Annotated in this window: 14 protein-coding genes; 5 read left to right on the top strand and 9 right to left on the bottom strand. The window is 50.6% G+C overall.

Going from position 1 to position 17,972, the window contains the following annotated elements; translation table 11 throughout:
* The first annotated feature begins 40 nt into the window (after positions 1-40).
* Positions 41-1,075 carry a M23 family metallopeptidase gene (locus RN22_RS09105; protein ID WP_046304016.1) on the top strand — a complete coding sequence of 345 codons (1,035 nt, stop codon included), beginning with the start codon at positions 41-43 and terminating at the stop codon, positions 1,073-1,075.
* A gap of 81 nt (positions 1,076-1,156) precedes the next feature.
* On the opposite strand, the gene radA is transcribed toward RN22_RS09105, so the two are convergent.
* On the bottom strand, positions 1,157-2,536 hold the full coding sequence (radA, locus tag RN22_RS09100; protein ID WP_002538929.1) for a DNA repair protein RadA: 1,380 nt from the start codon (positions 2,534-2,536) through the stop codon (positions 1,157-1,159).
* A 107-nt stretch (positions 2,537-2,643) separates the two neighbouring features.
* Here radA and RN22_RS09095 point away from each other — a divergent pair, with 107 nt between their 5' ends.
* The gene (locus RN22_RS09095; protein ID WP_197076274.1) at positions 2,644-5,022 is read left to right on the top strand and encodes a PilZ domain-containing protein; all 2,379 of its coding nucleotides are present in this window, start codon (positions 2,644-2,646) and stop codon (positions 5,020-5,022) included.
* A 72-nt stretch (positions 5,023-5,094) separates the two neighbouring features.
* On the opposite strand, the gene serB is transcribed toward RN22_RS09095, so the two are convergent.
* A complete protein-coding gene (serB, locus tag RN22_RS09090) occupies positions 5,095-6,060 on the bottom strand; it encodes a phosphoserine phosphatase (RefSeq protein ID WP_002538931.1) in 966 nt (321 codons plus the stop codon).
* A 158-nt stretch (positions 6,061-6,218) separates the two neighbouring features.
* Between serB and RN22_RS09085 the strand changes: the two genes are divergently transcribed.
* Positions 6,219-6,827 (top strand): YtjB family periplasmic protein, encoded by a 609-nt coding sequence (locus tag RN22_RS09085; protein ID WP_046304014.1) that lies wholly within the window; start codon positions 6,219-6,221, stop codon positions 6,825-6,827.
* 99 nt (positions 6,828-6,926) lie between these two features.
* Here the strand turns inward: RN22_RS09085 and deoD are convergent, their stop codons facing one another.
* The 4 genes from deoD to deoC form a co-directional block, all read right to left on the bottom strand.
* Positions 6,927-7,652, bottom strand: coding sequence for a purine-nucleoside phosphorylase (deoD, locus tag RN22_RS09080; RefSeq protein WP_002538934.1), 726 nt, complete (start codon positions 7,650-7,652; stop codon positions 6,927-6,929).
* A gap of 98 nt (positions 7,653-7,750) precedes the next feature.
* Positions 7,751-8,971, bottom strand: a complete 1,221-nt coding sequence (locus RN22_RS09075) for a phosphopentomutase (RefSeq protein ID WP_046304013.1) — start codon at positions 8,969-8,971, stop codon at positions 7,751-7,753.
* 10 nt (positions 8,972-8,981) lie between these two features.
* Positions 8,982-10,313: a thymidine phosphorylase gene (gene deoA / locus RN22_RS09070; RefSeq protein WP_046304012.1), complete on the bottom strand. Its 1,332-nt coding sequence runs from the start codon at positions 10,311-10,313 to the stop codon at positions 8,982-8,984.
* A 68-nt stretch (positions 10,314-10,381) separates the two neighbouring features.
* On the bottom strand, positions 10,382-11,155 hold the full coding sequence (gene deoC / locus RN22_RS09065) for a deoxyribose-phosphate aldolase (RefSeq protein WP_046304057.1): 774 nt from the start codon (positions 11,153-11,155) through the stop codon (positions 10,382-10,384).
* 69 nt (positions 11,156-11,224) lie between these two features.
* On the opposite strand from deoC, the gene RN22_RS24970 reads away from it, so the two are divergent.
* Positions 11,225-11,431 (top strand): hypothetical protein, encoded by a 207-nt coding sequence (locus RN22_RS24970; RefSeq protein WP_152442369.1) that lies wholly within the window; start codon positions 11,225-11,227, stop codon positions 11,429-11,431.
* Between the two features lie 248 nt (positions 11,432-11,679).
* On the opposite strand, the gene RN22_RS09060 is transcribed toward RN22_RS24970, so the two are convergent.
* The 3 genes from RN22_RS09060 to prfC form a co-directional block, all read right to left on the bottom strand.
* The gene (locus tag RN22_RS09060; protein ID WP_002538940.1) at positions 11,680-12,918 is read right to left on the bottom strand and encodes a NupC/NupG family nucleoside CNT transporter; all 1,239 of its coding nucleotides are present in this window, start codon (positions 12,916-12,918) and stop codon (positions 11,680-11,682) included.
* Positions 12,919-13,119: 201 nt separating this feature from the next.
* Entirely contained in the window at positions 13,120-13,887 is a 768-nt protein-coding gene (locus tag RN22_RS09055) for a TatD family hydrolase (RefSeq protein WP_046304011.1), read from the bottom strand.
* A gap of 86 nt (positions 13,888-13,973) precedes the next feature.
* Positions 13,974-15,563, bottom strand: coding sequence for a peptide chain release factor 3 (prfC, locus tag RN22_RS09050; RefSeq protein ID WP_046304010.1), 1,590 nt, complete (start codon positions 15,561-15,563; stop codon positions 13,974-13,976).
* A gap of 448 nt (positions 15,564-16,011) precedes the next feature.
* Between prfC and RN22_RS09045 the strand changes: the two genes are divergently transcribed.
* Positions 16,012-17,972: retention module-containing protein (locus RN22_RS09045; RefSeq protein ID WP_046304009.1), on the top strand; the 1,961-nt coding region annotated here is incomplete at its 3' end.

Here is a 17,972-nt window from a genome sequence, read left to right as displayed (position 1 = left end):
GGTGATGAATTTAAGCGCATATACATGAAGTAGTAGTAACATGCCCCACAACATTCGAATCGCCGTCTCCCATGCGAATGGATCACGTCACTATGTGCTCTCCCCTTCGCTGAAGAAAGTCCTGCTTACGCTGTTAGCCACCCTCATCGTTGGCATCTTCGCCAGCATCGCGACCATTTATTATCTGAACCACCGTTCAACCACAGCGGAAGTGACGCTCAAGAGCATGACAGAGCAAAGCTCTGAGCTTGTCGGTCAGCTTGAAGATCTCAAACAAAAGCGCCAACAGCTAGAACAACTGATCAACAACAAAGAAGAAGAATACGCCCAGATCATCGAAGACAAAGACAGCCAACTCAGCTATTTAACCCAGCGCGTTTCCACGGTTGAGGAAGTATTGGGGTTGGAAAAAGAAGGCGATGAATCTTTACCATTGGCTGAGCGACTGGATGTTGCAGCGATAAACTCTGCCGTGCGTGCCACCATGCTACAACTCATTCCAAGCGGCAAACCGATTGAAAGCTACCGTCGCTCGTCAGGCTATGGCTCGCGTACCCACCCTGTGACCGGCAACAAGAAGTTCCACCTTGGTTTAGATTTAACTGCAGACATCGGCACACCGGTTTATGCACCCGCCGATGGTGTGGTGGAATACAAACGCCCTAGCCGCAAGAAAGGCTACGGCAACATGCTGAAAATTGACCACGCCTTTGGCTTTATGACGCTGTACGCCCATCTCGATAAGTTCAACGTCAATACTGGTCAGTTCGTCAAAAAAGGTGACCTGATTGGTTGGTCGGGTAACACGGGCTTATCTACCGGCCCACACCTTCATTATGAAGTGCGATTCCTTGGCCGCGCGTTGAACCCGAAACGCTTTATCGCCTGGACACCGGATAACTTTGAGTTCCTGTTCGAAGAGGAAGACAAAGTGAACTGGGCGAACCTGGTCGAGATCGTTGAAAGCATGGTATCCACCCAAGTGCAGCTGGCAGCGGATGCCGTGGCGCAATCAGGTGCAGTCACAGCGAAAAGCGAGAATGACACTCCGGTGACTATCGCTGCCGCAGATTAACCTTCGCCAGTCATGCAGAGACGTAAAAAAGGCGCCACGTCAACCGGGCGCCTTTCTCAATGGTGTTAAGGTCTGTAACCGTTAATCCATCTCATCCAACACCGTCAGCACTTCGGAAAGCTTATTCACCCCATACACCTTCATGCCTGGGATTTCTTTTTTAGGCGCATTGGCCATTGGCACGACAGCGCGTTTAAAGCCATGCTTAAACGCTTCAGACAAACGTTCCTGACCACTTGGGACAGGGCGAATTTCACCGGCAAGGCCGACTTCACCAAAGACCACCAAATCACGTGGCAATGGACGGTCACGGAAACTGGATATCAGTGCCAGAAGCAAGGCGAGGTCTGCACTGGTTTCAGTCACTTTCACACCACCCACTACGTTGACGAACACATCCTGATCCGACATTTGCAGGCCGCCATGTTTGTGCAAAACAGCCAGCAGCAGCGCCAGACGGTTTTGCTCAAGGCCGACTGCAACACGTCGCGGATTGGCCAGTTGACTGTAATCTACCAGCGCCTGAAGCTCGACAAGCAGCGGACGCGTGCCTTCCCATAACACCATCACTGAACTGCCGGAAGTGGCTTCTTCACCGCGAGAAAGGAAAATAGCCGAAGGGTTACTGACTTCACGCAGTCCCTGCCCTGTCATCGCAAACACGCCGAGTTCATTGACCGCACCAAAGCGGTTTTTATGGCTGCGAAGAGTACGGAAACGGCTGTCGCTGGAACCATCAAGCAACACGGAGCAGTCGATACAGTGTTCAAGCACCTTCGGCCCAGCTAGCGTGCCATCTTTGGTGACATGACCGACCATAAATATCGCCACGTTATGCTGCTTGGCATAACGGGTCAGAGCGGCAGCGGACTCACGCACCTGCGCGACACTGCCAGGCGCAGAGGCAATATCTGCACAGTGCATGACCTGAATCGAGTCGATAACCATGATTTTCGGCTGCTCTGTGCGGGCAATCGAGCAAATGGTTTCAACGTTAGTTTCAGACAGCATTTTGAGGTTGTCTTTCGGCAGACCCAAGCGCTCGGCGCGCATTGCCACCTGCTGGAGCGACTCTTCACCAGTGACATACAGCGTTGGCATTTGGCTTGCCAGCCAACACATAGTTTGCAGAAGAAGTGTACTTTTACCCGCTCCTGGGTTACCGCCAATCAGGATCGCCGCACCCGGCACAATACCGCCACCCAGTACGCGGTCGAGTTCTTTAAAACCACTCGTAAAGCGTGGCACTTCCTGAAGATCGATAGCAGAGAGCGTCTGAACTTTGGCTTCGGTTGCGCCCGCATAGCCCGCATATTTCTCAGTGCGCGCTACCGTCGGAGAGGCAGCCAAACGTACTTCAGTGATGGTGTTCCACGACCCACAGGCAGTGCATTGCCCCTGCCAGCGCGGATAGTCTGCTCCACAGTCGTTACACACATAAGCACGTTTTGTTTTCGCCATGATTGCTCCTGTTACCAATGCTTACATGTCTTGCATGCAAGTCTGCGCATAAGTTCACGCCAAGATCGGGAAAAAAGGTAAACTATCGACACTTATGGCCGATACAGATGTTGTCATCTAATTTCAGGATTCTACCAGACTTTATCGAGATGAAGGACCACGACAAGGCGCTGTTTGATCAGCTACTCCCCCTGTATGAGCAAGATGCATTTGATGCAGTACTGGCGGAGCTTACCCCCAATGAGAACGCTTCCGAACGGTTAATTACCAAGATGGAAGTGCGACGCCTCATGTCTCCTTGCAGCAAACCCGTGGACCTACGCGGAAAAGTGGTTGGCGAGTGTCGCCGTTATTTTCTGCACGAAGTGAATCACTGGATGGACGATGTTGCCATCAATCTGTATCACCGCCGCGTCGACATCTATCAAGGCCGGATGACAGTCGGGCTTTGGGAAGAGTTACACTATACGCCAAACAGTTACCGTGTTTTGCAGCGACAAGGCGATGTGCGGGCAACAGAGTCTCTGGACACCGTTGATGCAGTGCCGCTGCGTTTTGGCCACTACCTGTCGAGAAGTGAAAACCGCATTCAGCTCTCTAGTCGCATTCAGGCTTTTCTGCCCGATGGCACGGAAGTGAATGGCTCGACCATTGATATTTCCAATTCAGGCATGCAGATCAAATTACCTTCATCGTTCCATTATGAAACGGGATCGACATTGGTGATTTATTTTCCTCAATTGGGGGATGAGTGCCAGCTGGCAGAGCTTTTCAGCGGCTTGAACTATCGAGTGGTCGGAAAGGAACTTAACCTCAACGGCGACAACTTCCAGCGCCTGCGCCTTCGTTTGATGAGCAGCACCGATGTCATCAAAGACGCCATTGAGATTAAGTCCCAAACTGACGATCTGGACTCCCGCCAGGAAAATGAGGACAAATTCCTGACCACCCGCTCCCGCGCTTATGAACAGGTATTCCTTGAGCAGACACCGTCACTGCCACTGTTTTTCTGTGGCAACAGGCTGAGATACAGCCTTTTGACCGAACAAAACCGCGAGCTTTGGGATTACTGGCATGACGAACGCAATCAGCCGGTGATCGACAAGTTGTTCTCGGAAAAGCGTTTACAGTATCTGGCACTTGAAGGGCTGACCAACAGCGAAACCCTGGTGTATTGCTTTAACCATCAGCACGGTGAAAAAACCTACTTCTTCTCTGCCTGTCCGACAGAATTGGACGCAGAGCTTCGTCACCTGTTCTGGCATGTCGGCAGTTCACGCCCATCCTGGCGTGTGCTTCGCGTCACCATGGCTAAAATCAGTGAAGAAGACGCCCGAAGGTTGCAGGAAGTGTCACCAGCGTACATCCAACAAATTGATGAGCTGACCCATATTGCGACGATTCAGGATTTGACCTTGTCCCAGGTCAGCAGTGATTTCCGGATTCCAATCAAGCCCAAGCACCCGGTGAAACAGCTCAACCGTTTCGCGCACTTGCGTGACCCTATTCTACCGGTTGAAGCAGTCCCTTCTGTGCTGGCACCGCAACGCAAAGAGCCGCGCTACCAGCACAGAACCAAAACCACCTTGGTGCACCATTTAACCGGTGAATTGCAGGGCCAGACCATCGACTTTTCAACCCAAGGTCTGAACGTGGTGCTGAGCAAACCCTTTACCGGTAGCAAACAGCAGGAAGTATCGATCACTTTTACCGATCTGAAACGGGTCGATCCGAAAGCACCTCTCGGTAACGTGCCTTACAAAGTGGTGCAGATCAGCGAAGACAGAACCAACCTCAAGCTGGCACTGTTAAAAGACAGGCACAGCAAGCACCGAAGTCATTACCTGCAGCGACTGATTGAGCACAACCAGCATAAGCTTCTGCTCGACAGCGAGAAACTGCCGGACGCCCCGCTGCTGCATGCCATGCATCAAATGCTGCTGACACGGTTATCTGCCACGCCTTACTTTATTGTCCGTCGCGGGGAAACGCTTCAGGTGTCTGCCATTGGCGCGAACTTCCCTGGTAATGAACTCAGTCGTCTTCTTCAGAAAAATGCAGGCTCTGGCATGATGTCGCTCGGCTCGGTGATTGGTGAGCACCTGTCGAAATACGTAAGCCCAGTGACACGCCTACGCAACCGGGAAGAGCAGGTTCGTCATGAGTTCTATATTTCAGCGACCTTCTCAGACGGTGCCATTATCGATGTCACATCGCGCCCACTGGAAAGCTTTAGCTCTCCCGAAGAGCGCAAAATGTTCATTACACAGGCACGTAAGCGTGGGAAGTTTTTTGCGGTCAGAAACTGGCTACAACCATTGGATGATGGCAATCAGTGGCTGCCACCGGAAACGCTGGCACCTTTGGTCACTTTGTCGACACAACGGGCAAGACAGCTTGAAATGGAATTCACTGACCTCTGTGCTTATGGAGAAATGAGTGACATTACCGACGAAGTGCTAAGACGTTTGGAAATCGGCGGCTAAACAGTTCTTACCATCAAAGAAAAAGGGATGTCCGTCGACATCCCTTTATTATTTCAGCCTCAACACACCTTACTACCAACTCAATCTTTGCGGGAGCAAAGAGGCAGATAGCACACAAAGCACGCCCCCTAAATCCGCGTGACGTACAGCCACCTGCGCCGCTTGCTGCACTTTCGGTTTGGCGTGATAAGCAATGCCCAGCCCAGCGGCAGACATCATGACTAAATCGTTAGCGCCGTCACCCACCGCCAGTGTGTTCGCAGGCATCAATTCATAGCGGTCTGCCAGATCGCGAAGAATGTCAGCTTTGCGCTGCGCATCCACCACTGAACCTGCGACTTCGCCGGTCAGCTTGCCGTTTTCAATCACCAGTTGGTTTGATTCAGCATAGGCCAGTGACAAGTCTTCTTTCAGCTTGTCCGAGAACCAGGTAAAGCCGCCTGACGCAATCGCGACTTTCCAGCCACGCGCCTGCAAAGAGGCTGTCAGTTGCTTCATGCCCGGCATGTAAGGAATGTTATCGCGTACTTGCTCAAGCACAGACACATCCGTGCCTTTCAGCGTCGCAACACGTTGGCGAAGGCTAGCTTCAAAGTCGAGTTCGCCGCGCATGGCACGTTCCGTCACTTCTGCTACCTGCTCGCCGACGCCTGCCAGCTTGGCAATTTCATCAATGCACTCAATCTGAATCGCCGTTGAGTCCATATCGAACAGTGCCAAGCCTGGCTCATAAAGGTTTGGAATGTTTTCAAGTGACGCGCAGTCCAGCGCCAGTGCATCGCACAGTTGTACGACCTCTGGAGTTAGTTCTCCACGCATCAGCAACACTTCGTAAGGACCAACAGTCCAACCTGTCATTGGGAATACTGGCTCACCGAGCAGAAAGGAAAGGTCATCCAAAGAACCCGGGCTGATATGAAGCCCATAAAGAATCCACCCTGCCTGACGGCAATCTGACGGACGAAAATCTCGGATAGAAGGGAAACGGTTGAGCAGCTTTACGTGTTTTTTGATCGGATAGGCTGAAAATGCATCCATTGCATAAATTCCTTTTAGTCAGTTGCCTTTACTATATCAAAGAGTGCTTGAGATCACAGCAAGGCGGTTGCTTGCTTTTTTCCAGCCAGAACAGCAAACTGAGATAGCGCTGATTTGTTGCGACTTCGTCTTGGAAGGCGCCTTAGCTTGGACAGCTTATGCTTCAAATAAATAAAAAACGCCTTAAAAGGCTCTGGCAGTTTATTGTGGTTATCGCCTGCTTCTCCACAATAATGATGCTGTTTATGTACAGCAATCAATTAAATAACCGCAATTACAAAATGCTTTTTGACCAGACAGAATCCCTGTCCCGCGTCATACTCCGCCAAGCGGCGGCCAGTGCACACACGGCACTGGCAAGCGATGATATGGATGCGGTTCAGCAGTTGGTGAACAACTTACAAAATGAAGACCTGATACTGGATGCCGCGATCTACGACGTAAAAGGCAATCTGGTGGCAAGTTCACTCGGGGCGATGCCACTGGAGCAGCTAACAGGGCTCAATACCCCGCTTTCCGTTGCCAGTATTGGTCGCCAGCAGCTGGTTGAACCCATTGCCGACGATGGCAATATTTCCGGCTTTGTGCGGATCACGCTGGAGCATGGTGAGGTGATAAAAGCCGCTTCCAACCGGCTAGAACAAAGCATCAACCTGGTACGCGCCATGATCCTGGTCGCGATTGCCACAGGTGCCTTGTTGATCTTTACCTTCGCCAACCGCCGCGATTTATGGCGTTCAACGTTTCTGTTAAAGAGTAACGACTAGCAGAGCGAAGAGCGGCCCTTGGTCCTAAAAGAAATTTCCCCCAGAACGCAAAAAGGATGGCCTAAGCCATCCTTTTTCATCTTGGTCTGTCAGCAGAACTTACGCTTCTTCAGCGTCGCCCAGCAGTACAGATTCCAGTGCGATTTCAATCATTTCGTTGAACGTGGTTTGACGCTCGTCAGAAGTGGTTTGCTCGCCAGTCTTGATGTGGTCAGACACAGTACAGATAGTCAGTGCTTTCGCGCCGAACTCTGCTGCTACACCGTAGATACCCGCTGCTTCCATTTCCACACCCAGAATGCCGTACTTCGCCATGGTGTCGAAGAAATCTGGTTCTGGAGAGTAGAACAGGTCAGCAGAGAAAATGTTACCGACACGTACGTTGATGCCTTTTGCTTTCGCTGCATCAACCGCGTTACGGGTCATCTCGAAGTCAGCAATCGCTGCGAAATCGTGGCCGTTGAAACGGGTACGGTTGATTTTCGCATCAGTAGACGCGCCAACACCGATGATAACTTCACGCAGTTTTACGTCTTCACGCACTGCACCACAGCTACCTACACGGATGATTTTCTTCACGCCGAAGTCTTTGATCAGCTCAGTCGCGTAGATTGAGCATGATGGGATACCCATACCGTGGCCCATAACAGAGATCTTGCGGCCTTTGTAAGTACCGGTGAAACCGAACATGTTGCGAACATCACAAACTTGCTTAACGTCTTCCAGGAAGGTTTCTGCAATGTATTTAGCACGCAGCGGGTCGCCCGGCATCAGAACTACATCTGCAAAATCACCCATTTCGGCATTGATATGTGGAGTTGCCATTTTCTATTTCCTTTTGATCAAATTTCGGAATCAACCGATGCTAATCGGGTCGCAGCACTCGCTGATTGTCTGGGCTGCGACCGGAATTTAGTGTGGAATTACAGGAAAGACTTTCCGTATTCCATGTCTGAAGTACCGAAGTACTTCGCCAGAGTCTGGCCGATGTCTGCGAAGGTCTCACGACGACCGAGCGAACCTGCTGGTACATGTTTACCGTAAACCAGAACAGGAATGTGCTCGCGGGTGTGATCCGTGCCTTCCCAGGTCGGGTCACAGCCGTGGTCAGCGGTCAGGATCAGGACATCATCTTCTTTCAGCATTTCGAGGATTTCAGGCAAACGCTTGTCGAAATACTCCAGTGCTGCAGCATAGCCTGCCACGTTACGACGGTGACCGTAGTGAGAGTCAAAGTCGACGAAGTTGGTGAAGATGATGCTGTTGTCACCTTCTTGGTTCATCGCATCTTTGGTCGCGTTGAACAGGGCTTCCAAACCGGTCGCTTTCACTTTTTTGGTGATACCAACGTGCGCGTAGATGTCTGCAATCTTACCGATAGACACCACCTCACCTTGTTTCTCATCAACCAGCTTTTGCAGCACGGTCGCCGAAGGCGGCTCTACAGATAGGTCACGGCGGTTACCGGTGCGTTCAAACTGGCCTTTGCCCGGCCCGATGAATGGACGCGCGATAACTCGACCAATGTTGTAGTCTTCCAGCTCTTCGCGGGCAATCTGGCAAAGCTCCAGTAGGCGATCCAGACCGAAGGTTTCTTCATGACACGCGATTTGGAATACCGAGTCCGCAGAGGTGTAGAAAATTGGCAAGCCAGTTTTCATGTGCTCTTCACCCAGATCGTCAAGGATCTGCGTACCTGATGCATGGCAGTTACCCAGATAATCCGGCAAACCTGCGCGCTCAAGAATGCGGTCAGTCAGCTCTTTCGGGAAGCTGTTTTCTTTGTCAGTGAAGTAGCCCCAGTCAAACAGTACAGGTACACCGGCAATTTCCCAGTGACCCGAAGGGGTGTCTTTACCGGAAGACAACTCAGCCGCATGGCCGTAAGCACCGATGATTTCAGCGCTTGGATCCAGACCTTCAGGGAAGTAGCCTGATGATTCTTCACACGCTTTGCCCAAACCCAGTGCATTCAGGTTTGGCAGCGTCAGTGGACCTTGGCGGTCATCATTGTTCGCGTTACCTGCCGCACACGCTTTCGCGATGGAGCCCAGTGTATTCGCGCCCACATCACCAAACTTGTGAGCATCTTCGGTTGCACCGATCCCAAAGGAATCCAGTACCAAAATAATCGCGCGTTTCATGATCGCCTCCTTAGACGTCTTGTGGGCCAATCTGGCGGTAAACTTCAGGGGTCGCTTCTGGCGCTTCGTTTTCGATGCGCATGGCAGCCTGAAGCGCTGCAGCTGCTTGTTGCCATGCAGCTTCATCCTTGGCATGTACTACCGCCAATGGCGTGGTGCTGTCAGCTTGCATACCCAGACGGATAACATCGCTAAAGCCCACTGAATAATCGATCGTATCACTTGCAACACGGCGTCCACCGCCAAGGCCAACGACAGCCATGCCAATCGCACGGGTGTCCATCGCTGATACAAAACCAGCGCGGCTTGCAAACACAGGTTTCACCACGTTTGCCGCTGCCAGATACTTACTATAGTTCTCAACGAAATCGAGCGGACCACCCAAACCTGCCACCATTTTGCCGAAGCATTCTGCTGCCTTGCCATTGTCCAGCACGGTTTGCAGTTTGTTCATGGCTTCATCTTTGTCTTTTGCCAGACCACTGATGATCAGCATTTCTGCACAAAGCGCCATGGTGACGGCATACAGGCGAGGGTTACGGTATTCACCGGTCAGGAACTGAACCGCTTCTTTCACTTCCAGTGCGTTACCTGCACTTGAAGCCAATACCTGATTCATGTCGGTGAGCAGTGAGCTGGTGCGGGTACCCGCACCATTGGCAACTGCCACAATCGATTTCGCCAGTTCTTCTGATTTCTCGTAGGTCGGCATAAACGCGCCAGAGCCTACTTTTACATCCATCACCAGAGACTCTAAACCTGCCGCCAGTTTTTTCGACAGGATAGACGCGGTGATCAGAGAAATATTATCGACGGTCGCTGTCACATCGCGGGTTGCGTATACACGCTTATCCGCGGGTGCCAAATCACCGGTCTGGCCGATAATCGCCACACCTGCTTCTTTAGTCACCTTACCGAACACATCGTTGTTCGGCGTGATGTTATAACCTGGAATCGCTTCCAGTTTGTCCAGCGTACCACCGGTATGACCCAGACCACGGCCTGAAATCATTGGTACGTAACCACCACATGCCGCCACCATAGGGCCAAGCATCAGGGAGGTCACATCACCCACACCGCCGGTACTGTGTTTATCGACGATGGGGCCATCAAAATTCATGTGTGACCAGTCAATCACCATGCCTGAGTCACGCATGGCGCACGTCAGTGCGACACGCTCATCCATGGTCATGTCATTGAAGTACACTGCCATGGCAAATGCCGCGATCTGTCCTTCAGAAACAGTCTCTTTTGCAATACCCTGGATAAAGAAATTAATTTCTTCAGAAGTCAGCGCAATGTTGTCACGCTTCTTCCGAATGATTTCTTGGGGAAGGTACATAATCGACCTCACGTACTGGGTGTCAAAAACAGGGGGAGCCGAAATCGCCAGCTCCCCAAAAGAAGTGCTTAGTAGCCGCCTTCTGCCGCTTTTTCGCCTTCACCCAGGGTGTGAAGCAGGTTCGCCAGCAGGCTTGATGCACCAAAACGGTAGTGTGCGTTGTCAGCCCACTCGCCGCCCAGGATGCGGTCAGCCATCGCCAGGTATTCCGCTGCATCTTCAGCAGTACGTACACCGCCAGCAGGCTTGAATCCCACCTTTTCTGCAACGCCCATCTCTTTGATCACAGTCAGCATGATTTCTGCTGATTCTGGCGTCGCGTTTACTGGCACTTTACCCGTAGACGTCTTGATGAAATCTGCGCCCGCTTCGATAGAGATTTCAGATGCACGCTTGATCAGTGCTGCCTCTTTCAGCTCACCGGTTTCGATGATCACTTTCAGCGTCACGTCACCACATGCTGCTTTACATTGTTTAACCAGCTCAAAACCGGTTTTCTCATCACCCGCGATAAGCGTGCGGTATGGGAACACAACGTCAACTTCATCCGCACCGTAAGCCACCGCCGCTTTGGTCTCAGCCACTGCGATTTCGATGTCGTCGTTGCCGTGTGGGAAGTTAGTCACGGTTGCGATTTTGATGTCAGGTGTGCCTTGCTCGCGAAGTTGTTTCTTCGCCACAGGAATAAAACGTGGGTAGATGCAGATAGCAGCAGTGTTACCTACTGGGGTTTTCGCGCTCTTACACAGTTCGATAACTTTCGCATCTGTGTCGTCGTCGTTCAGGGTGGTTAAATCCATCAGTTTCAGGGCACGAAGAGCTGCTGCTTTTAGATCGCTCATGACTTTCTCCAGTCGTAAATATTCAAAACCAAGTAACAAACTACGCGAGGCAATGCTCGGCATAATCTGATGAGCGGACTTGGCTCCTTGAAGTTTGGCGCGCTGCATGGTCAGCGCCAATCAACATTCCGTGTTGGCCGCACACCCTATGGCATTCTGCCGGGTGTCCACCTGTCTCATCGTGCTGCAAGTTTTTTACACGTTGGGGCAGGTTTGATGTCTCACCTTTCCGCTGTCTGTGAAACAGTAGTGAAATTAATGAAAGACTACTTCTGAAACTTTGACAGCGTTCACCAATTTTACCAATCTTCCTTTGGTTACACTAGGTGTTACCTGTTTCTGTTGAAAAACACTTTGTTGCTGATAGTGCAAACCTGAGCGGACATTTTAGGTGTTACTGGCATCACTATAAGTGGCGAATACGCATCACTTTGTCTTATTCCTGACGAATGGGCTCCCGAAGCTACAGGCATAAAAAAACCGCCTCACAAGGAGGCGGTTTTTTGAATCTCTTTACTTGCTGATTACAGTGCAGCCAGAGTCAGGAAGAAACCAGCGATAGTTGCACTCATCAGGTTAGACAGAGTACCCGCACATACTGCTTTCACACCGAAACGCGCGATGTCGTGACGACGGGTTGGCGCGATGCTGCCCAGACCGCCCAGCAGGATTGCGATAGACGACAGGTTAGCGAAGCCACACAGTGCAAACGAGATGATTGCTGCAGTCTTCTCAGACAGGTCACCGATGATTGGGGTGAAGTTCAGGTACGCAACGAATTCGTTAACAACAATCTTCTGACCGATGAAAGAACCCGCGATGTCAGCTTCTGCCCATGGAACACCAATCAGGAATGCCAGTGGTGCGAACACTTTACCCAGAATCCACTCAAGCGTCAGGCCTTCAATACCGAACCAACCGCCGATGCCAGACAGCATGCCGTTGATCAGTGCGATCAGACCGATGAATGCCAGCAGCATTGCACCGATATTCAGAGCCAGTTGCATACCAGAAGATGCGCCACCTGCTGCTGCGTCGATAACGTTTGCAGGCTTGTCTTCTTCTTCGTCACCGTCTTGACCCAATTGCTCGATTGGCTCGTCAGTTTCTGGCTTGATGATTTTCGCGAACAGCAGACCACCTGGTGCTGCCATGAACGATGCTGCAATCAGGTATTCCAGAGGTACACCCATTGCTGCGTAACCGGCCAGTACACCACCTGCTACAGATGCCAGACCACCACACATGACTGCGAACAGTTCAGATTGGGTCATTTTTGGCACGTAAGGACGTACAACCAGAGGCGCTTCAGTTTGACCAACGAAGATGTTCGCGGTTGCAGACATTGATTCGGCGTGAGAAGTACCCAGTACTTTACGCAGTGCACCACCCAGAATACGGATAACAAACTGCATGATACCCAGGTAGTAAAGCACGCTGATCAGCGCTGAGAAGAATACAACAGTAGGCAGAACCTGGAACGCAAAGATAAAGCCGATACCATCTACAGAGAAGTTAACCAGGCTACCGAACAGGAAGCCGATACCGTCTTTACCGTAGTTGATCACGTTCTGTACAGCATTAGACATGCCGTTCAGGATTGCTTGGCCCGCTGGGACAAACAGGATGAAACCACCCAGAATAAACTGGATCGCAAATGCACCACCTACAGTACGCAGGTTGATGGCTTTGCGGTTGTCAGATAGCAGTACTGCAATACCCAGCAGCACAACCATCCCTACAATGCTCATAATCAGGCTCATAAAAGGGTTCCTAAAAAAGTCTTGGCGTCTCGACAAATTGGGAGTGTTATTCCGGCGGCGATTATACGCATTGGTTGGGGACCAAAGGAATGCATAAGTCACACTTGAAGTGAAAAATTCAGTGCAATTCACTCAAAAAGGTGATGAAGGTCTATTTTTGTGAGCTATGCACGACGCAAACGTTTGGGCAAACGATGCCTTTTAGACGTTCAACGCAAAGCATGCTGTCGAGTTTTGTGTAGTAGCGTGAATAATTTCCCCGACATCGACCTCTTTTAGCGTGGCTAAAGCGTGGGCAATCAGTGGTAATCTCTCCGGCAAATTAGGCTCACCCTGAAAGCCAAAAACCGGTATATCGGGCGCATCTGTCTCCAAAACCAAAGAGGAAAGTGGCAACTTTTTCACCGCATTTCGGGTCTTATTGGCGCGCTCGTAAGTGATGGTGCCGCCAATCCCGAGAAGAAAACCTCGCTTTATGTACTCACGCCCAATCTGCTCGCTGCCACTAAAAGCATGCAAGACCCCTTTCACTGCCGGAAAACCATTCAGAATTTGCAGTAATTCGTTGTGCGCTTTACGACTGTGAAGGATCACGGGAAGCTGATATTTCTCTGCTAATTGAAGTTGTTCCGTCAACAGCCATATTTGTCGCTCTGGGTCGGCATTTTCTATCGCAAAATCCAGCCCACACTCGCCAACAGCAACCAATCCTTTCGGCGCGTCAGCCAAAAACGCATCCAGCTTCTGAATGTCTTCGTCTTGATGCGATGTCATCCAGACAGGATGTAATCCCACCGCATACGAGATCTCAGGAAATGCCTCAGCCAATGCTGCGACCCGCTCCCAGTTTTCTGTCGCTACAGCGGGTACCACAAGACTGTTTACTCCAGCGGCTACTGAGCGCCTCACCCAATCTTCAGGGTGGTCAGCAAACGGTGGGAAATCAAAATGGCAGTGGGTATCAATCATTGCGGCAAAGGCTCAGTGGGCTACTTCTATATATAGAGGATACAAAAAAGCCGCCTTGCGGGGCGGCTTTCTTTTACGCCTTGTGATTAGTGCTCACGTGTTGCACGGAAGCTCACATCAGGATGACGTTCTTGCGTCAGGCTCAGGTTCACCATGGTTGGCGCAATGTAAGTGAGGTTGTCACCGCCATCCAATGCCAAGTTGGTTTGGTTCTTGCGCTGGAAATCATCCAGTTTCTTCGCATCGCCACATTCCACCCAGCGCGCTGTCGCAACGTTAACAGGCTCGTAAATCGCTTCCACGTTGTATTCAGACTTCAAGCGTGCAACAACCACATCGAACTGAAGTACACCCACCGCACCAACAATCAGGTCATTGGATGTCATTGGGCGGAACACCTGTACCGCACCCTCTTCAGACAGCTGTACCAATCCTTTCAGCAATTGCTTTTGCTTCAGTGGATCACGCAAACGGATACGACGGAACAGTTCTGGCGCAAAGTTTGGAATACCCGAGAACTTCAGATCTTCACCTTGTGTGAAGGTATCACCAATCTGGATAGTACCGTGGTTATGCAGACCAATGATGTCACCGGCAAACGCTTCTGCCGCGCGGGCACGGTCACCCGCCATAAAGGTTACCGCATCAGAGATCGACACCATTTTACCGGTACGCACATGCTTCATCTTCATGCCCTGGTTATACTTGCCAGACACGATACGCATGAATGCGATGCGGTCACGGTGTTTAGGGTCCATGTTTGCCTGAATTTTGAATACGAAACCAGAGAACTTCTCTTCACCCGCTTCAACCGCACGCTCATGGGTTTGACGCGGTAATGGTGCAGGTGCCCACTCAGTCAAACCATCCAGCATGTGGTCAACACCAAAGTTACCCAGTGCAGTACCAAAAAACACAGGTGTCAGCTCGCCGCTGAGGAACAGTTCCTGATCAAACTCGTGCGATGCACCCAGTACCAGTTCAAGCTCTTCACGCAGCTGCTCTGCCAGGCTTTCACCCACTGCTTCATCCAGCTCTGGATTATCCAGACCTTTGATAATGCGTGAGTCCTGGATGGTATGACCCTGACCTGTTTGGTACAGAATCGTTTCATCACGGTGGATGTGATAGACACCTTTGAACTCTTTACCACAGCCAATCGGCCAGGATACTGGTGCACACGCGATGTTCAGCTCACTTTCTACTTCATCCATCAGCTCCATTGGGTCACGGATGTCGCGGTCAAGTTTATTCATGAAAGTCACGATTGGCGTGTCACGTAGACGGGTCACTTCCATCAGCTTACGGGTACGATCCTCAACACCTTTAGCCGCATCGATAACCATCAAACAAGAGTCCACCGCCGTCAGAGTACGGTAAGTATCTTCTGAGAAGTCTTCGTGTCCTGGGGTATCAAGTAGGTTAACCAGACAATCATTGAACGGGAATTGCATGACAGAAGTGGTGACCGAGATACCACGTTCTTTTTCCATCTCCATCCAGTCAGACTTCGCATGCTGATTAGAGCCACGACCTTTTACCGTACCGGCAGTCTGGATCGCGCGTCCGAATAACAGCACCTTTTCAGTGATGGTGGTTTTACCGGCATCCGGGTGCGAGATAATCGCAAACGTACGGCGCTTGCCGACTTCTTGCTGAAGTGGAGAGTTTGACATGCTTAAGCTTTTCCGCGTTAAACAGCACGCAGGCAGAAACTGAGCTGCGCGCAGTGTAGATGAATTCAAATCGGCGGGTATTTTGTACGATATCGGGTTGAGACTCAACGCTCGCCAACAAAATCCTTACTCTACAGGCCTCACAAGAAAATTCATCCCGCAAAACAAGCCTCTAACGAGAGTCAATATATTGTCCAATAAATGACACACCACTCAATATGCCCGGTCACTTTTTGACCCCTCTCGCATCAAAAAGCAATAACATCTTGATCTTCATTCAGATACTTAGCGCTGATAAATATAAAAATTTTACAATTTGCGTCACTTTTTTGGCGATTTTGTTTAACGTCAAGCCTTATAACGAATCTATTTGCATAGTATTATGGATGAAACTTATGCGTCACATATGGCGCACTCATCTTTATTTACCTTTCGCAGGAAGAGATTCATGGATTCGATTATCACCAAGCAGGCTGCAAAAGTAATTTCAGTTAACGGCAACGCATTCATTAAAGTGAACGGGAAAGACGTTCCCATCGCTGAGGTTTTAGACCTAAACGCCGGCACTGAAATCTTTATCCCTGAGGGTGCCAACGCCATTCTATCTCTTGAAGACGGCACCGTATTCCCTGTTGGTGAACAAGCCTCACCTGCGCAAGATATCTTAGGCTCACCGCTTGATGATGAAATTGCTGCTATCCAGGCATTAATTGAAGAGGGTGTCGACCCAACAGAAGTACTGGAAGCAACCGCTGCAGGAGGAAACGCGACATCCGGAGCAGGTTCATGGAGCTTTCAATCCATTGGCCGTGTTGGCGAACAAACCATTGCTCAAGCAGGTCATGACACAAATGGCATAGATCAAGCGTTTAACAGTGCAAGAATTGAACGAGAAGACAGTGGCGATTCATTTAACTCATTTGCCACATCACCAGAACCAACCCCTGTTACCCCGACTAGCCCTGTTAATGCAACTCTTAAGCTATCTTCATCAACTGACGAGGTATCCGAAGACAAAGGAACCATTAGTTATAAAGTCGAACTTGTCGATGATGAAGGTGCTCCGCTTACCGTCACTGACGGGGAAACAGTGACCGTCACCATCACACTCCCAGATGGGACTGAGCAAGATATAACAATCGGCTCAGGCTCCAGCGAAGCCACTTTCGAATACATCGTAGACGCTGATGACGTTTATAAAGAAAGTGAAGAAGCAAGTGCTTCAATCAATAGCGTATCCGGCGGAGAAAGCTTCGACTCCTTAACCACAGACTCAACCCCTGTTACCACTATTGTCACTGATGATGCTGATACAGTAACCGTTAGTTTGAATGCTGACACTTCCGAGGTTAGTGAAGACGGCGGAAGCATCATCTACAAGGTTGAACTGCGCGATGCCGAAGGTAGCTTAGTTACCGTCGCAGAAGGTGACAGTGTTGAAGTAACAGTGCTCCTTCCAAATGGCTCATCTCAAAAAGTAACCATCGAAGGTGGTACTTCTTCATCTAGTTTCGAGTTTGAGGTCAATCGCGATGACGTTTATTCAGGAAGTAGCACTGCATCAGCCACAATTAACGAAGTTCAAGGTGGCGATGCCTTTGAGAACCTTGAAGCGAGCTCCGACACGGTCACAGTAGATATCGTAGACGACAATGATGCACCAACGCTTACTTTGTCAGGAGATGAGTTTGTCGCTGAAGGGGAAAATGCAACATACACATTGACGCTATCAGAGCCCGCGGCTGAAGATATGACCATTACTGTGGTCGTCGGCCACAAAACAACAGAGGATGGTGACGTCGTTCCTGTTGAAAAAACCGTAACAATAGAAGCAGATGCAACGAGTGTCTCTTTCAAAGTAGAGGCGTTAGACGACGACCTATACGAAGCCGGAGATGATGACAAATTTACCGTTAGCGTAACGAGCATAACTGGCGGTGGTTTTGAAGCACTCCCAACACTGCCTAATGCGGTAGAGACTGTTATAAATACCGATGATAGCGACCGCCCGGACGTCGCGAGCATCACCAGCCCAACCGTGACTGAAGGAGACACGGCGACCTTCACCGTCACCCTGACCAACGAGAGCACTTCCGACACCACAGTCACCATGACACTAGCAAGTGGCAGTGCCGACAAAAACGTCGATTTCACGGGCACCACGGTCACCGTCAACGGCGATGAGGTACCGGTGAATGCTGACGGCACCTTTGAGGTCACTGTGAAGCCGGGTGACACCGAGTTCACCGTGGGCGTCATCACCACAGATAACCTGGATGCTGACGGCAAGCCTGTGTTCGAAAGCACAGAAGACTTTACCCTGTCTGGCAAAACCGACAGCCAGACCGATGCCGTTACAGGCACAGGTACTATCCTCGATAACGATGCTCCGACCCTCAAGGTCTCGAA

Origin of the sequence: Grimontia sp. AD028, from assembly GCF_000973155.1 — a bacterium.
GTDB lineage: Bacteria > Pseudomonadota > Gammaproteobacteria > Enterobacterales > Vibrionaceae > Enterovibrio > Enterovibrio indicus.
Note: the sequence above shows the minus strand (reverse complement) of the source record. Positions and strands in the feature narration are given on the sequence as shown.

What these genes read in the sequence shown, in the direction of transcription:
- RN22_RS09105 (WP_046304016.1), top strand. Translation starts at nt 41, where the DNA reads ATGCCCCACAACATTCGAATCGCCGTCTCCCATGCGAATGGATCACGT.
- radA (WP_002538929.1), bottom strand. Translation starts at nt 2,536, where the DNA reads ATGGCGAAAACAAAACGTGCTTATGTGTGTAACGACTGTGGAGCAGAC.
- RN22_RS09095 (WP_197076274.1), top strand. Translation starts at nt 2,644, where the DNA reads ATGTTGTCATCTAATTTCAGGATTCTACCAGACTTTATCGAGATGAAG.
- serB (WP_002538931.1), bottom strand. Translation starts at nt 6,060, where the DNA reads ATGGATGCATTTTCAGCCTATCCGATCAAAAAACACGTAAAGCTGCTC.
- RN22_RS09085 (WP_046304014.1), top strand. Translation starts at nt 6,219, where the DNA reads ATGCTTCAAATAAATAAAAAACGCCTTAAAAGGCTCTGGCAGTTTATT.
- deoD (WP_002538934.1), bottom strand. Translation starts at nt 7,652, where the DNA reads ATGGCAACTCCACATATCAATGCCGAAATGGGTGATTTTGCAGATGTA.
- RN22_RS09075 (WP_046304013.1), bottom strand. Translation starts at nt 8,971, where the DNA reads ATGAAACGCGCGATTATTTTGGTACTGGATTCCTTTGGGATCGGTGCA.
- deoA (WP_046304012.1), bottom strand. Translation starts at nt 10,313, where the DNA reads ATGTACCTTCCCCAAGAAATCATTCGGAAGAAGCGTGACAACATTGCG.
- deoC (WP_046304057.1), bottom strand. Translation starts at nt 11,155, where the DNA reads ATGAGCGATCTAAAAGCAGCAGCTCTTCGTGCCCTGAAACTGATGGAT.
- RN22_RS24970 (WP_152442369.1), top strand. Translation starts at nt 11,225, where the DNA reads ATGAGCGGACTTGGCTCCTTGAAGTTTGGCGCGCTGCATGGTCAGCGC.
- RN22_RS09060 (WP_002538940.1), bottom strand. Translation starts at nt 12,918, where the DNA reads ATGAGCCTGATTATGAGCATTGTAGGGATGGTTGTGCTGCTGGGTATT.
- RN22_RS09055 (WP_046304011.1), bottom strand. Translation starts at nt 13,887, where the DNA reads ATGATTGATACCCACTGCCATTTTGATTTCCCACCGTTTGCTGACCAC.
- prfC (WP_046304010.1), bottom strand. Translation starts at nt 15,563, where the DNA reads ATGTCAAACTCTCCACTTCAGCAAGAAGTCGGCAAGCGCCGTACGTTT.